This window comes from Sorangium sp. So ce295 (assembly GCF_051527405.1).
Classification (GTDB): domain Bacteria; phylum Myxococcota_A; class Polyangia; order Polyangiales; family Polyangiaceae; genus Sorangium; species Sorangium cellulosum_B.
This window is the reverse complement of sequence record NZ_CP150324.1, coordinates 4,535,951-4,550,283: the sequence shown is the minus strand read 5'-3', so window position 1 is coordinate 4,550,283 and position 14,333 is coordinate 4,535,951. Positions and strand designations below refer to the sequence as shown.

Annotated in this window: 14 protein-coding genes; 3 read left to right on the top strand and 11 right to left on the bottom strand. The window is 70.3% G+C overall.

Going from position 1 to position 14,333, the window contains the following annotated elements:
* Position 1: 1 nt before the first annotated feature.
* The 11 genes from arsB to WMF11_RS17245 form a co-directional block, all read right to left on the bottom strand.
* Complete coding sequence (gene arsB / locus WMF11_RS17295) at positions 2 to 1,117, bottom strand: ACR3 family arsenite efflux transporter (RefSeq protein ID WP_437909490.1); 1,116 nt, start codon at positions 1,115 to 1,117, stop codon at positions 2 to 4.
* Complete coding sequence (locus tag WMF11_RS17290) at positions 1,114 to 1,389, bottom strand: ArsA-related P-loop ATPase (protein WP_437979318.1); 276 nt, start codon at positions 1,387 to 1,389, stop codon at positions 1,114 to 1,116. Before WMF11_RS17290 ends, arsB begins: the two co-directional genes overlap by 4 nt.
* 2 nt (positions 1,390 to 1,391) lie before the next feature.
* On the bottom strand, positions 1,392 to 1,562 hold the full coding sequence (locus WMF11_RS17285; RefSeq protein WP_437978210.1) for an arsenic metallochaperone ArsD family protein: 171 nt from the start codon (positions 1,560 to 1,562) through the stop codon (positions 1,392 to 1,394).
* A 117-nt stretch (positions 1,563 to 1,679) separates the two neighbouring features.
* Complete coding sequence (locus WMF11_RS17280) at positions 1,680 to 2,027, bottom strand: ArsR/SmtB family transcription factor (RefSeq protein WP_437978209.1); 348 nt, start codon at positions 2,025 to 2,027, stop codon at positions 1,680 to 1,682.
* A 120-nt stretch (positions 2,028 to 2,147) separates the two neighbouring features.
* The gene (locus tag WMF11_RS17275) at positions 2,148 to 2,693 is read right to left on the bottom strand and encodes a hypothetical protein (protein WP_437978208.1); all 546 of its coding nucleotides are present in this window, start codon (positions 2,691 to 2,693) and stop codon (positions 2,148 to 2,150) included.
* Positions 2,694 to 2,884: 191 nt separating this feature from the next.
* Positions 2,885 to 3,460, bottom strand: coding sequence for a sigma-70 family RNA polymerase sigma factor (locus WMF11_RS17270; protein WP_437909484.1), 576 nt, complete (start codon positions 3,458 to 3,460; stop codon positions 2,885 to 2,887).
* Entirely contained in the window at positions 3,457 to 4,254 is a 798-nt protein-coding gene (locus WMF11_RS17265; protein WP_437909483.1) for an arsenite methyltransferase, read from the bottom strand. The genes WMF11_RS17270 and WMF11_RS17265 overlap by 4 nt, the downstream gene beginning before the upstream one ends.
* A gap of 202 nt (positions 4,255 to 4,456) precedes the next feature.
* The gene (gene arsA, locus WMF11_RS17260) at positions 4,457 to 6,247 is read right to left on the bottom strand and encodes an arsenical pump-driving ATPase (protein ID WP_437978207.1); all 1,791 of its coding nucleotides are present in this window, start codon (positions 6,245 to 6,247) and stop codon (positions 4,457 to 4,459) included.
* A 106-nt stretch (positions 6,248 to 6,353) separates the two neighbouring features.
* The gene (locus WMF11_RS17255) at positions 6,354 to 7,415 is read right to left on the bottom strand and encodes a beta-ketoacyl synthase N-terminal-like domain-containing protein (RefSeq protein WP_437978206.1); all 1,062 of its coding nucleotides are present in this window, start codon (positions 7,413 to 7,415) and stop codon (positions 6,354 to 6,356) included.
* Positions 7,412 to 8,443, bottom strand: coding sequence for a DUF2169 family type VI secretion system accessory protein (locus WMF11_RS17250; RefSeq protein ID WP_437978205.1), 1,032 nt, complete (start codon positions 8,441 to 8,443; stop codon positions 7,412 to 7,414). Before WMF11_RS17250 ends, WMF11_RS17255 begins: the two co-directional genes overlap by 4 nt.
* Positions 8,444 to 8,507: 64 nt before the next feature.
* Positions 8,508 to 9,974, bottom strand: a complete 1,467-nt coding sequence (locus tag WMF11_RS17245) for a YkgJ family cysteine cluster protein (protein WP_437978204.1) — start codon at positions 9,972 to 9,974, stop codon at positions 8,508 to 8,510.
* Positions 9,975 to 10,627: 653 nt separating this feature from the next.
* On the opposite strand from WMF11_RS17245, the gene WMF11_RS17240 reads away from it, so the two are divergent.
* From WMF11_RS17240 to WMF11_RS17230, 3 genes are read left to right on the top strand one after another with little or no spacing between them, the layout of a single operon-like run.
* A complete protein-coding gene (locus WMF11_RS17240) occupies positions 10,628 to 11,647 on the top strand; it encodes a sugar-binding protein (protein ID WP_437909478.1) in 1,020 nt (339 codons plus the stop codon).
* 32 nt (positions 11,648 to 11,679) lie between these two features.
* Entirely contained in the window at positions 11,680 to 13,182 is a 1,503-nt protein-coding gene (locus WMF11_RS17235; RefSeq protein WP_437979317.1) for a sugar ABC transporter ATP-binding protein, read from the top strand.
* Positions 13,179 to 14,294: an ABC transporter permease gene (locus tag WMF11_RS17230; protein ID WP_437978203.1), complete on the top strand. Its 1,116-nt coding sequence runs from the start codon at positions 13,179 to 13,181 to the stop codon at positions 14,292 to 14,294. The genes WMF11_RS17235 and WMF11_RS17230 overlap by 4 nt, the downstream gene beginning before the upstream one ends.
* Positions 14,295 to 14,333 lie beyond the last annotated feature (39 nt).

Genomic DNA, 14,333 nt, shown 5'->3' with positions numbered 1-14,333 from the left:
GTCAGGCCTTGCTCTCGGGAGTGCTCGGGCCGGCGCATGCGGGCGGCGCGACATCGAGCGGGGTGTTGGGGAAGAAGCGCCTCTGCGCCCACAGGGCGACGTTCACGAGGCCGATGAGGACGGGCACCTCGACGAGAGGACCGATGACCGCCGCGAACGCCGCGCCGCTGTGAATGCCGAAGCTCGCGATCGCGACAGCGATGGCCAGCTCGAAGTTGTTCGACGCAGCAGTGAACGAGAGCGTCGCCGACTGCTTGTAGTCCGCGCCGACGCGCTTGCTCATGAAGAACGACACCGCGAACATCAGCACGAAGTAGATGAGCAGCGGCACCGCGATGCGAAGAACGTCGAGCGGCAGCTGCACGATGGTCTCGCCCTTCAGCGAGAACATCACCACGATGGTGAACAGCAGGGAGACGAGCGTGATAGGGCCGATGCGAGGCACGAACGCCTTCTCGTACCAGTCACGCCCCTTCGTGCGCACGAGCACCCGTCGCGTGAGGAACCCGGCGGCGAACGGCACACCGAGGTAGATGGCCACGCTCGTCGCGATCTCGCCGATGGTGATGTTCACGACGGCTCCCTCGAGTCCGAGCCAGGTCGGCAGGAGCGTGGCGAAGAAGTACGCGTAGACCGAGAAGAACAGGACCTGGAAGATCGAGTTGAAGGCCACGAGCCCGGCGCAGTACTCGGTGTCGCCCTTGGCGAGATCGTTCCAGACGATGACCATCGCGATGCAGCGCGCGAGCCCGATGAGGATGAGGCCGAGCATGTACTCTGGCTTGTCGCGCAGGAACACCACCGCGAGCCCGAACATCAGCAGCGGACCGATGATCCAGTTCTGGACCAGCGACAGAGTGAGCACCCGCTTGTTGCGGAAGACCTTGCCGAGCTCCTCGTAGCGGACCTTGGCGAGCGGCGGGTACATCATCAGGATCAGCCCGGCCGCGATAGGGATCGACGTCGTGCCGACGCTCATGTCGTTGAGCGCAGTCGTGAACCCGGGCGCGAGGAAGCCGAGGGCGACGCCCAGGCCCATCGCGAGGAAGATCCAGAGCGTCAGGTAGCGGTCGAGGAAGGAGAGATTGCCGAGCAGGCCGGCTCTTGCGTTGGTCATGCGGGTTCAGTTCCTTGTGGTCGTGCGAGGCGTCGTGTCCGTGCCTGGAAGCGACGCGAGCCACGACTCGATGCGAGCCCGGAGGCTCTCGCGCACCTCTCGAGGACGGGGTCGATGCGGCTCACCCGGATCCCGTCGACGGCCGCTCCGAGTGCTTCTGCGACGTGCGCGGCGGGGTCCGTCGTCGTCAGGTGAACCTTGTGTCCACGGCGGGCCAGCTCGACGGCGATATTCACCGCCACGGTCGTCTTGCCGACGCCACCCTTGCCCATCGTCATGATGACGCCGCGCCCACCTGCTTCGAGCGACGGCACGAGCTGGGCGAGTGGAGGAATCGAAGCGCGGCCAGCGCCTCCCGCGACGGGTACGCCCCCTCGACGGCGATGCGGTCACCGACCAGCACGAGCGGGAGCACCTCGGTCCCGCGCGCGAGCGCCTCCTTCACGGCAGGCGTCCCCCGGTGGAACAGCACATGGCGGGGTCGAACACGCGGATCGTCACGGACATCGGAGCTTCCTTTCGTCAATCGTCGATATACGATGACATGGACGTGCGACGGCCATCAGAGCCCCCCGATGAGGGCCTTCAGACGCCGGAGCACCCCGGGCTCGATGCAGTAACAGACGCGGGGGCCGTCGACGTCGCCGCGGATGAGGCCGGCCTCCTTGAGCACCTTCAGGTGCTGCGAGACCGTCGACTGGGCGAGCGGCAGCTCGTCCACGATGTCGCCGCAGACGCAGGCGTTCTTTCGGATCAGGATGCGCACGATCTTCACGCGCGCCGGGTGTCCGAGCGCCTTCGACAGGCTGGCCAGCTCCTCGTCGGCCTCGTCGCCCTCGATCGGCCGGAGGTCTACCTGCTCGCGCGCAGGCGGACAGCAGCGGTCGGCCGCCTCGAGCTTCGCTTTCATCGTAAAGCAACGATAGGAGATGATGCGCCCTCTGTCAACCGGCGGATTTCGCGCCCTGATCCTCGCCGTGAGGCGCTCGGGCGTCGAGGAGAGGAGAGCACAGCCCGGAGCGGGGTGGCCTCAGGCGAGGCCAGGCCGCGCGAAGCGGAGCGCGACGGGGCGCAGCCCGAGCACGACGTGCACGAGCGCCGTGAGCGCCGCGCCCGGGAGCAGGTTGAGCGCGATGGTGTGCGTGAGCGCCGGAAGCGCGGTGTCGAGGACGACGGGCGCATCGAGCGACCAAGCCGAGGCGGGGCGGGCGGCGAGGAGGAGCGCGACCGAGGCGGAGTAGAGCGCGATCAGACCCGCGTGGAGCGCGTATTCACGCGGCGTGAGCCCGCCGAGGTCCTCGCGGGAGCGCCGCTCCTCGAGCACGTCGAGGATGGCGACGACGAAGGAGGCTGCGACGGCGCCCAGACCGGCCCAGAGGAGGAGACCGGCGCTCGGAGCGAGGTAGAGCGTGCCAACGACGATGGCGAAGAGCGCCGCGTGGATCGTGTGAAGGTGGTGCTCGCGGCGCGAGGCCTCCTGGGCGAAGAGGCGGTATTTCCAGAGATGATAATAGATCCCGTCGATCGCGCCGACGGCGGCGTAAACGGCGAGCAGGATGGATGCGATCTCGTTCATGTCGATGACCTCCACCGAGGAGGACGGTGTTCGAGCGACGAGGACGCAGGGAATCGAACGAGACGCAGTGCGTCCGAGGAGATGAAGAGGAGCGAAGGGATGGAGCGCGAAGGGGGCGGGAAAGCAGCGAGCGCCGCGCCAGGCAGGGAGCGGGAGCTTGTGGTGGACCGGCCAGGAGGACGGGTCGCGCGTCAACCGCAGGAGCAGCGGGGCCCGTTGCCGGGAGCACGCGGCACGCAGTCGATGACGTGCCCGCGCGCGTCGATGGCCACCTCGCAGCACTGCTCCACGAGCGAGCGCAGCTTCTCCCGCCCGCGCTGGACGCGGGACTTCATCGCCGTGAGCGAGATGCCGAGCATGTCGGCCGCGGCCTTCTGGGAGAGGCCTTCGAGCTCGGTGAGGGTGAGGGCCTCACGGTAAGGCGACGGGAGCATGGCGACGAGCGGACCGATCGCCAGGGCGAGGAGATCGGCGGCCCCGTCCTCACCGCTCGGGGGTTCTGCCTCCATCTCGGGGACGTCCCCCTCGACGAGGAGATGCCGCGCGCGGGCCCGGTGGTGCTCGGCGATGGCGCTGCGGGCGACCTGGTAGACCCAGGGGCCGAAGCGCTCGTCGTCGCGCAGCCCACCAACGCCCCGCTGCATGCGCAGGAACACGTCCTGCACGACGTCATCGACATCGGCCGCCGTCGAGACGCGACGCACGACGAAGGGGCGGAGGCGCGCCTCGAGCTGATGCCAGGCGCCGCGCGCGTCCGCGTCGATCATGCCCGAGCCTCCGGCCGAGCGGGTTTGAGCGCCTCGATCGTCGCGGAGGTGATGTACTGCTCGGCGCCCGACCCGGGCACCCAGTCACGGATGAACTCGCGGCTTTGGGGCTTCACCCCGATGCGTATGTCGGTGAATCCGGCCTGATGCAAGAGCCCCTGGAGCTCGTCGGCCCTCACCGCCCCCGCGACGCACCCGGTGAGCGCGGCGACCTGCTCGCGCAGCGCGGCAGGAAGCTCCGCGGTCGCGAGGACGTCGGCGATCGCAAGCCGGCCGCCGGGCCGGAGGACGCGATAGGCCTCGCGGAACACGGCGGGCTTGTCCGGGGAGAGATTGATGACGCAATTGGAGAGGATGACATCGGCGGTCGCGTCGGCGACGGGCAGGTGCTCGATCTCGCCCAGGCGGAACTCCACGTTGTCCGCGTTGATCTTTCGCGCATTCTCCCGCGCCTTGGAGATCATTTCCGGGGTCATGTCCACGCCGATCACCCGCCCGTCGGGGCCGACCTGGCTGGCGGCGAGAAAGCAGTCGAACCCGCCGCCGCTGCCGAGGTCGAGCACGGTCTCGCCCGGCCGGAGGGCGGCGATCGCCTGGGGGTTGCCGCATCCGAGGCCCATCTCCGCGCCCTCCGGGACGGCGGCGAGGTCTTCGCGTGTATAGCCGAGCTTGAGCGACGCCGCCTGCGCTGGCGCGCAGCAGCTCGGGGCGCAGCAGCCCGTCCCGGCCACGGCTACTTTTCCATAATGATCTCGGACAGCTTCACGGGTCTGGTCGATGGTTCGGTCGGTCATCTCGGGCCTCCTGCCTGGAGGACGGGGATCCGAGCGGATGGACGCAGGAAATCGACCTGGCGCTCGTCGAGCGCGGCGCGAGGCCGGCGCGGGCGCTGCGCCCTCGGGGGGCAGTGTGGCTCCTGTGTTCCGTGAGGGCGCGGACCATCACCCCCGGCGCCGTCCTCCCGCGGCAGAGACCACCACCGCAACCGACCTATTCCTAAGGAACGCGCCGCTGCGGTTCGTTGTCACGCGCCAGCGCCAGCAGGCGGGCGGGGCCAGCCGGCTCCTCGGTCACCCAGGGCACGATCGCCACCCTCTTCGCGTGAAGGGTGCGCACGACGTCGATCTGCTCGAGCTCGGCGGCAACACGCTGCTTCAGGCACGGGTCTGCCGAGTCGGTGGCCGCCAGGCAGCCGTTGATGACCCATCCGAACGGCTCGATCTGAGCACGACGCAGATCCGCTTGGAGGCGGGCTGCTTCGGAGACGGGCGTCGTTTCGGCGAGCGTCACCAGAAGAATCTTCGTGTAGCCGGGATCCCGCAGCCTCATGAGCGGTGTGACGAGACGCATGGGCGCCTGCTTTGGCTCCGCACCCGTTCCGATGACCTGCCGGTGATAAGAGCCCGTCGTGTCGAGGAGGAGGAGCGTGTGCCCGGTGGGAGCGGTGTCGAGGACGACAAAGTTCGAGCGAGCCTGGGAGACGATCCTCGAGAACGCCGCGAAGACGGCGACCTCCTCGTAGCAGGGCGAGCGAAGATCCTCGGCGAGCAAGGCCCTGCCGGCGTCATCGAGGCTCGCGCCGCGCGTCGCCATCACGCGGTCCACGTACGCCTTCGCCTCGGTGGCCGGATCGATGCGGCTGATCGTCAGGTTCTCGATCTGCCCATCGAGTGTCGAGGCGATGTGGGCCGCCGGATCGGTGGTGCTCAGGTGCACGTGGTGACCGCGCGAGGCCAGCTCGGCGGCGATCGAGGCAGCGATCGTCGTCTTTCCCACACCGCCCTTTCCCATCACCATCACGAGCCCTCGGCCGGGCATCGCGATCTCGTCGATGAGGGACGAGAGGCGCGGGAGCGATGGCCTCGCGATCGGGGAAACGGCGTGTGACAGGGCTTCGGCCGCGCGATCGTCGAGGAGCGCGCGGAGCGCCGGGAGGCCGACCATGTTGAACGCGCGTAGAGGGATGCGCAACGTGGGCAGTCCCTGCAATCGAGGAGGCAGCGCGCGGAGCGCCGCTCGCCCGCGCTCCGTGAGCGCAGCAGCGACGGGATCGGCCTGATCGGCGGCCTCGAACACCGCGTTGATGACGAGCTGTTGGTTCTTGATGCCGATGGCCATCAGCTCACCCGACGTCCGCTCGGCCTCGCGTAGAGCGGCTCGATCAGGCCGTGTCACCAGGACGATCGTGGTGCGAGCGCTGTCGGCCAGCGCGCCCATCGCCGCGGCGAATCGCGCCTCCTGCATCCTCAGCCCCGTGTGCGGACCGAGACACGAGGCTCCCTGCGCGGTCGACTGGAGGAAGCTGGTCCAGGCGCGTGGCAGGCTGAGGAGCCGCAACGTGTGCCCGGTGGGCGCGGTGTCGAATAGAACGTGGTCAAACGCCGCGGACGCCTGGTCGCCGGCGAGCAGCTCGGCAAACTCGTCGAATGCGGCGATCTCGACGGTGCACGCGCCGGCGAGCTGCTCGCGCAGCTCGGCGAGCTGGCCATCCGTCCAGAGTTCGCGATACGGCGAGATGACGCGCTCGCGGTAGTCGCTGGCTGCCCGCTCGGGATCGATGTTGAGGGCCCAGAGTCGGTCGACACCGGGAACCTCGGTCGGTCGGTTCGAGAGCGCGACGCCGAGCATCTCGTCGAGGTTCGAGGCCGGGTCGGTGCTGACCAGGAGGATTCGCTTCCCTGCATCCGCCAGGCGGATCGCTGTCGCACACGCGAGAGCCGTCTTGCCGACACCCCCCTTTCCGGTGAAGAAGAGGAAGCGACCCGGCTGGTCCAGGAAGATCGTCATCGATGTGGCCTCCGTCAGTCAGATTTATGAGGAGGCGCTGCGCGCGTCGACCGGCTCCTCGGCTCGACGTCGAGCGGACGCGCGCACGCGGGCGGCGCGCTCGCCGTCACCCCGGCGCCATGACCACCATCGCCGCGCGCTCCCCGCCGTCGCTCCCGGCGAGGGAGACCGCGCACGGGTGCGGCGCGAAGCCGCGCGCGAACGCCTCCGACGCGATCGCGAGGTGCAGCGGCATGGCCGCGGCGCCGAGCGCGCCGATGCGCTGGGCGGGGCACTCCAGCTGCTGCGGATCGCAGAAGAGCTGCTGCGTGCGCACCGACGCGGCCTGGAGCTCGAAATGGCGGAAGGTCTCGAAGCTGATGTCGGTGAGCATCCAGCCCGCGCGCAGCCCGCGCTCGGCCAGCGGCGCGAGCGCGGCGCGGAGCGCGGCGGTGAGGCCCGTGGCCTGGAACGCGGACTCGTCGTTGTCCGGGCGGGCCCGCTCGTGCGCGGTGGAGAGGCCGACGATCTGCCCGAGCTCGCGGAGGAGCGCGCGCCGAGCGACGTCGGGGCGCGTGAGGACCACGAAGGCCGCGCACTCGCCGGGGACGAGGGCGTCGAGGTTGTCCGGCCGGAAGAGCCGACCCGCGGCGTCGAGCGCGGCGATGCGCGCGGGGTCGTAGTCGGTGTGCACGCCGCCGAGCAGCGCCGCGTCGATCGTGCCTCGCGCGAGCGCGTCGCACAGCTCCGGCAGCAAGAACCCCGGCGCGGCGGGGCCGCGCGTCGAGACCTTGACCGCGATCTCCGGCGCGCCCCCGTACGACTGCGCCCGCGCGGCGAGCTCGGCGGCGACCCGCTGCGCCGGGGCCTCGCCGCCCGGCGGCCGCTGCCCGAGGTGCTCGTCGAGGCACAGGCCCATCTGCAGGCGAAGCCCCCGCGCGGCGGAGCCGAGCTTCTCGAGCGCCTCGCCGAGCGCGCGCTCCGCGAGCAGGACGGCGCGCGCCGCGCCCGTGACGCGCGGATCGAGCGTGGGCAGGAAGCACATCGTGACGCGCTCGCCCTGCCCGTCCACGAGCGGCGACTCGCGCATCGCCGCGGCCGAGGCGCGGTGCGAGAAGGCGGTGTCGATCGAGCGCAGCCCGACGGGCGTGACCGCGCCCGCGGCCACCATGACGGCGAGGGGCCTCACGCTCGCCCCCGCTCGCGCACGATCACGCGCGCGTCCTTCATCCGCCGGGGCGCCTTGACGTGCGCGCGCCAGACCATCTCGACGGCCACCGGCTTCTGCGGGCCGACGGCGTAGAGGTCGACGAGCACGGTGTCGAGGTGGGGCGCGAAGGCGACCGGCGCGCGGTCCTTCACGTGGAACTCGATCTCCACCTGCACCTTCGGGAGCTCGAAGCTGAGCGCCCCCTCGGGCGTGAGGTTGAGCGTCCGCACCGGCTCGCCGCCCGCGAGCGGAGGATCCGCGATGAGGCCCGGCGAGGCGCAGAGGTTGAAGCGGTGGTCGAAGTCCTCGGGCAGGAGCGGCGCGCGGTTCTCCCGCCACGCGGCGTCGTACGTCCCGGCATACCCGCGGCGCGGCTCCCAGTGCCGGCCGACGGCCCCGATCCCCGCGGGCGGCGGCGCGGTCTTCGCGGTCCGGATCGGGTACGAGGGATCCTCGATGGCCGGCGCCGGCTGGTGGGTGAGCGAGGCCGGCGCGCGCGTGACGCCCGTGCCGATCGGGTTGCGCGGCTCCTCGAGGGGCGCCGCGGGATCGTCGTCGTCCACCCCGCCCCAGGCGTGGTCGTAGCGCATGTCGATCTGCTCGATGGGCGCCGGCGCGGTGAGGCCGCCGCCCTTGTCCACCCAGAGCCGCTTGCCGAACACGACGAGCGATTTCCTGAGCGGGCCCACCTCGACGCGCACGTCGAAAGACGGCACCGCCTTGCCGTTCGGCGCGTACGCCGTGGCCACGAAGATCACGTCGGTCGCCGGCTTGAACAGGCAGATGTCGGCCGGGTACGCGACGCTCTCGGGCTTCTTCTCCTCCCAGGGCAGGTCGGCGAGGCGGACCCCGCGCGTGCGCTCGGGGGGCGCGAGCTCGAGGCTGCCGTCGCCCTGGAGCTCGAAGCTCGCCTTCACGATCGTGACCAGCTGCTCGCCGTCCCGGTCGACGAGCAGCTGTGGGTGCGCGGCGAAGTCGGTCTTGTTGTCGAGCGGGGGCTGGCTCATCGCGGGCGCATTATCGACAGGATCGGAGGCGATGTCTCTCCGAGTTCGACGGCGGCGCGCGCGTTCACCCGGCCATGGCCACCTCGGCGGCGTACGCGTCGAGGCCGTGGCCGCGCAGCATCGCCTCCACGAGCGCGATCGGCTCGGCGCAGGCCGGGTCGTCCGCGCCCTCCCCTGCGACGACCGCCGGCAGCGCCCGGGCCACGACGAGCCGCACGGCGCGATCGCGGAGCGCGAGCGAGAGCGGCAGCGCCCCGAGCAGGCGGTGGCCGTGCAAGGCCGCGCGGAGGGTGAAGCGCTCGCGGTCGCCGACGCGCGCGCGCACGGGCGAGAGGAGCAGCGCGCCGAGCAGGTCGGGCTCGCCGAGCGCCAGGGTCGCGTCCGCGATCCACCGCGTGGCCCTCCGGGCGAGGTCCCGCTCACTCCGCCAGGAGGCGTCCTCGCGCGCCCGCCGCGCCGCGCGGCCGTGGAGCGCGGCGAGCCAGGGCGCGAGCGCCGCCGGATCATCCAGCGGATCGGGCCGCTCGAAGCGCGCGATCGCCCCGACGGTGAGCCCCTCGGCCTCGAGCGCGCCGGCGAGCGAGAAGAGGCCCGCGGCGACGTCGGGCGGGGGCGCAGCCGCGGCGAGGCGCCGCGACCAGGCGACCACCTCGGCGCGGGAGGCGGTCACGCCGGGCGCCACCTGCGCGCGGTCCGGCAGCCGGGCGACATCGATGCGCTCGTCCAGATCCCCCCGCGTGATGAGCCGCGGATCGAGCAGCGGCGCGCCGCCGGGGCGGCCCACGCTGGCGAGCACGCAGGCGCACTCCACGGCGACCGAGACGCGCACCGACTCGCCGTCGTCGATGAAGCTTGTCGGGAAGGTGCGGCACCCCAGCGGCTTGGCCTCGGGCCCGCCCTTCGCGTGGAGCGAGCAGCGCCCCTCGCCCTCGAGGTAGGCGCACCGGCCGTCCCGCATCGCCACGACGGAGGCCGCGCACGGCCACGTCCCGCGCTCCGGCGTGAAGGCCCGCTCGTGGCGCGCGCCCCCGCTCAGCACGTCGGGGCGCAGCGCCCGCGCCCGCGCGGCCTCCTCGGGATCGAAGAGGATCGAGGCGTAGATCCGGCAGCAGCTCCCGCGACCGTCGCAGTGCAGGCTGAAGTCGGGCAGCACCTCCAGCGGGCGCTCGCGGGGATCGCGCTCTCCCGGGTCGAGCGCGGGCGCCGCGGGCGCCGCGGCACGCCACGGCCCCGCGTCCTCGCCGGCGTCATCCGCTCCCAGCAGCCCCGCGGCATGGAGCTCGGCGAAGAACGCCTGCGCCGCGGGCACACGCGCGTGTGCGCCCTCGCGGGCCGCCGCGATGACGATGCCCTCGACGTCGCGCGTCCCGTCGGCCGCGGAGAGCAGGACCCACTCCCGTGGGCCGAGCTGGAGCAGCTGCCCTGTGCGGACATCGTGGAGGATGACGCGTTCCTCCTCGCCGGCCACGTGGCGCCGCGCGAGCACGTGGCCGGCGAGGCGAGGGCGCGCCGGCGGAGTGCTCGGGCTCACTCGAGGCACGCTATCCGACGCCGGCGGCAGCCCGCCACCGAAACGAGGCGCGGCGGCGCAGGCCGCCCCCGCCGCGCTCTCCCCGGGCGGCGCGCGACGGCCGCGGCGGCGCCCTCAGCGCACGCACTTCACCCATGAGGCGTTGCTGACGATCCCGTCGCTCAGGTTGAGTACGCCTCGGAAGGAGGGGTCAAAACACATTTCCTGCCAATCCACAGAAATCGCTCAGCACCGCCGTCTCAGCTCCTGCTCGATGTGCCGAGTCGCAGACCCTACGCGCCTTTGGCAGGCGCAACGCGCCTGAACGCACCCGGGCGACCGCGGGTTCCCGTGCCCTGACAATTCTTCGATCAGCCTTAACCCGTGACGTCCCGCGCGCCGAGCACCCACCGATCGTAGTTGACACCGAAAATGTGAACGTTCACAGTGCATTCCTGCGGGTGTCCTTTGTCCTCCAGATCCATTCCGATGGTAAGACCAAGGAGTGGTTCGGGCTCCAGGGACGCGGAGGGTAGACCCCAGCCACCGGGGCGCACTGTGGGAAGAACGCGCCGCCAGCTTTGCGGCAGATCACGGGGACAACGGCCGGGTAAGGGCGACGCCGCGCGTGATGTCAACACGTTCTTGAATGTGAATCAGCAAGGAGACCAGCCGTGAAAGAGACGAAGTCCTGGCGCAAGGGTTGGGCGGTCGTGGCGCCCTTCGTGTTGGCGCTGCTCGCGATGACGGGGTGCAACGAGAAGAGCGAGGGGACGGGCGCCGCGCCTGCCGAGGGCGGCGGCGCGAAGCCGAAGATCGTCAAGCTCGCCTTCGTCACCAACAACGCGTCCGAGTTCTGGAAGATCGCCCAGGCGGGCGTCCGGAAATATGAGCAAGAGAGCAAGGTTCAAGTCGACGTGAAGATGCCGTCGAACGGCACCACGGAGGAGCAGAACCAGATCCTCGAGAACCTTTCGAGTCAGGGCTACGACGCCATCGCCGTGAGCGCCATCGCGCCGGCCGATCAGGTCCCGGTGCTCAACAAGGTGGCCGGGAAGAGCAAGCTCATCACGTTCGACTCGGACGCCCCGGCGTCGAGCCGCCTTCTCTACATCGGCACCAACAACCACGAGGCCGGCAAGGCGCTCGGCGCGCATATCGTGAAGCTGCTCCCCGAGGGCGGCAAGATGGCCGTGTTCGTCGGCACGCTCTCCGCGGACAACGCGAAGCAGCGCCTGCAAGGCATCCAGGACGCGATCGCCGGCAAGAAGATCGAGATCGTCGACAAGCGGGAGGACAACACCGACCGCGCGAAGGCGCGCTCCAACGTGGAGGACATCATCAACGCGCACCCGGACCTGAAGCTCGTCGCAGGCCTGTGGTCTTACAACGGCCCCGCCATCGCGGCCGCCATCGAGGCGCTCGGGAAGAAGGGCAAGGTCCTCGCGGCGGTGTTCGACGAGGAAGAGGAGACGCTCACGGCCATCGAGAACGGCACGATCTCGGCCACGGTCGTCCAGAAGCCGTTTCAGTTCGGTTACCTGGCGAGCAAGTGGGCGCATGAGCTCTCGGTCAAGCCCGACACGGCGATGGGGCAGATCCCGGCCAACAAGAGCATCGACACCGGCATCGACCTGATCGAAAAGACCAACGTGGCGACCTTCAAGCAGCAGCTCGCCGAAATGAAGAAGTGAGCGTGACAGCGTCGGCTCCGGATCTGCTCGCGATGCGCGCGATCACCAAGCGGTTCGCCGGGGTGGTCGCGCTCCAGGGCGTCTCTCTCTCGCTGAAGCCGGGCGAGGTGCTCGCCCTCATGGGCGAGAACGGCGCCGGCAAGAGCACGCTCATGAAGATCCTCGGGGGCGCCCTGCAGCCCGACGAAGGCGAGATCCGCATCGACGGGAAGAACGTCGCCATCGAGAGCGTGCGCGCCGCCAAGCGCCTCGGCATCGCGCTCATCCACCAGGAGCTGATGCTGGCGCCGAACCTGGACATCGCGGCCAACATCTTCCTCGGCAACGAAGGCGGCGCGACAGGGCTGCTCCTCCGTCCGCTGCCGAAGGGCGACATGGCCGCCCGCGCCAGTGAGCTGCTCCTGCGCGTGGGCTTGCGGCTCCCGCCCTCGACCCCGGTGTCCGCGTTGACCGCCGGTCAGATGCAGATGGTCGAGATCGCCAAGGCGCTCGCCCTGAGCGCGCGCATCCTCATCATGGACGAGCCGACTTCGTCGCTCACGAGCGGTGAGTCCGAGCATCTCTTCGGGATCATCCGCAAGCTCCGGGCGGACGGCATCGGCATCGTCTACATCTCGCACCGCATGGAAGAGGTCATGACGCTGGCCGACCGCGTGACGGTCCTGCGCGACGGCCGCCACGTCGGGGACCTCACGCGCGCGGGAGCGACGCGCGAGCGGATCGTCTCCATGATGGTGGGCCGCGAGCTCAGCGCCCACTACTTCCCGGAGAAACGGCCCCGTGTATCGACCGAGCCCGTGCTGGTGGTCGAAGGGCTCGTCGTGCCCGGCGCGCCCGCGCAGATCTCTTTCTCGGCCGGACGCGGGGAGATCCTCGGCTTCGCCGGCCTGGTCGGCTCGGGCCGCACGGAGCTCATGCAGACGATCTTCGGTGTCACGCCGGCGCTCGGGGGCCGCATGACGCTCGAAGGCAAGGAGTTTGCTCCTCGAAGACCCAGGGACGCCATCGACCGCGGCGTCTACCTGGCGCCGGAGGATCGCAAGCGCCACGGCCTCGTGCTGCCGCTCAGCGTCGCGGAGAACACCTCCCTGCCCGACATCGGCAACTACAGCCGCTGGGGGTTCCTGAACAGGGAGACGGAGCGCCGGGTCGCCGAATCGGAGGTGGAGCGCTTGAGGACGAAGACGCCCGGCATCCGTCAGCCCGTCGTGAACCTCTCCGGCGGAAACCAGCAGAAGGTGGTGCTCGGGAAATGGCTGGCCATGAACCCGCGCGTGCTCATCCTGGACGAGCCGACGCGGGGCATCGACGTGGGCGCCAAGGCCGAGATCTACCGCCACATGACCGCCCTCGCGGATGAAGGCATCACGATCTTGATGGTCAGCTCGGACATGGAAGAGATCATCGGAATGAGCGATCGCGTCGCCGTCATGCACGAGCGGCGCATCAAGGGCGTGCTGCCGCGGGAACGGCTCAGCCAGGAGCGGATCGCGACCCTGATGACGGGGCACGCCGACAAGGAGGATCTGTCGTGAGGCGCGAGCTCGGGATGACCATCGCGCTCGTCGTGATGTGTCTGGGCCTCTACATCTCGAACCCGGATTTTCTCGGGCAGTCGAACTCGATCAACACCCTGCGGCAGATCTCGATGCTCGGGATCTTCGCGATCGGCATCGGGTTCGTCATCATCGCCGGCGGCATCGATCTGTCGATCGGGTCCGTGATCGGCCTGACGGGCGTCCTCATCGCCAAGCTCTCGTCGACCCAGCTCGGCGGCCTGGGTTACCCGCTCTGGATCGGCATTCCGGTGGCGCTCGGCGTGGCGCTCCTGATCGGCCTCGGCCAGGGCCTGTTGATCACGCGGCTCAAGCTGCAGCCGTTCATCGTCACGCTCGGCGGCATGCTGTTCTTGCGCGGCGTCTCGCAGACCATCGCCGGCGGGGGCACGCTGAGCCTCGGTGGCTCGCCGCTGCTCGCCCTCGCGAACGGCGGGCTGCTCGAGAGCGGGAGCGACGCGCTCGTCCCGTATCCGCTGCTGATGTTCCTCGCCGTGGGCGGCGTGGCGGCCTACGCGCTGCACTTCACGGTGTTCGGTCGTTACGTTTACGCGATCGGCGGCAACCGCGACGCGGCCGAGTACTCCGGCATCAACGTGAGGCGGGTGGAGACGTCGACCTATGTGATCTCGGCGGGCCTCGGCGGCGTGGCGGGCGTCTGCTACGCGTCGTACATCGGGCAGATGTCGCAGCAGGTCGGCATCGCGTACGAGATGTACGCGATCGCCGCGGCCGTGCTCGGCGGCTGCTCGCTTCGCGGGGGTGAAGGCACGGTGCTCGGCATCATCATCGGCTCCGCGGTGATGCGCGTCATCGACAACGGCATCAACATGTTTCAGCTGCCGTACGAGGACGCCGACCGCATCCAGCGCATCTGGCGCCTGGACCCGAACTGGACCTTCATCATCATCGGCGCCGTGATCCTCGTCGCCGTGATCCTCGACCAGATCGTGCACATCGTGCAGACGAAACGGCGCATCCGGCATGCCTCCGCGGGCGCCGCCGAGGCGGCGCCGAGCCTGCAGGCGGCCGCGGCGGTCAGCGCAGCTGGGCCGCCCGCCGCGAGAGCGCCCGATCGCGAGAGCGTCTGAGCTTTCCGGCGACGGGAGACGAACCGGCAGGTCGCCAGG

Coding starts and splice junctions, on each gene's coding strand:
- WMF11_RS17275 (WP_437978208.1), bottom strand. CDS start 2,693: ATGAACGAGATCGCATCCATCCTGCTCGCCGTTTACGCCGCCGTCGGC.
- WMF11_RS17270 (WP_437909484.1), bottom strand. CDS start 3,460: ATGATCGACGCGGACGCGCGCGGCGCCTGGCATCAGCTCGAGGCGCGC.
- WMF11_RS17290 (WP_437979318.1), bottom strand. CDS start 1,389: ATGGGCAAGGGTGGCGTCGGCAAGACGACCGTGGCGGTGAATATCGCC.
- WMF11_RS17250 (WP_437978205.1), bottom strand. CDS start 8,443: ATGAGCCAGCCCCCGCTCGACAACAAGACCGACTTCGCCGCGCACCCA.
- WMF11_RS17265 (WP_437909483.1), bottom strand. CDS start 4,254: ATGACCGACCGAACCATCGACCAGACCCGTGAAGCTGTCCGAGATCAT.
- WMF11_RS17280 (WP_437978209.1), bottom strand. CDS start 2,027: ATGAAAGCGAAGCTCGAGGCGGCCGACCGCTGCTGTCCGCCTGCGCGC.
- arsB (WP_437909490.1), bottom strand. CDS start 1,117: ATGACCAACGCAAGAGCCGGCCTGCTCGGCAATCTCTCCTTCCTCGAC.
- WMF11_RS17235 (WP_437979317.1), top strand. CDS start 11,680: ATGCGCGCGATCACCAAGCGGTTCGCCGGGGTGGTCGCGCTCCAGGGC.
- arsA (WP_437978207.1), bottom strand. CDS start 6,247: ATGACGATCTTCCTGGACCAGCCGGGTCGCTTCCTCTTCTTCACCGGA.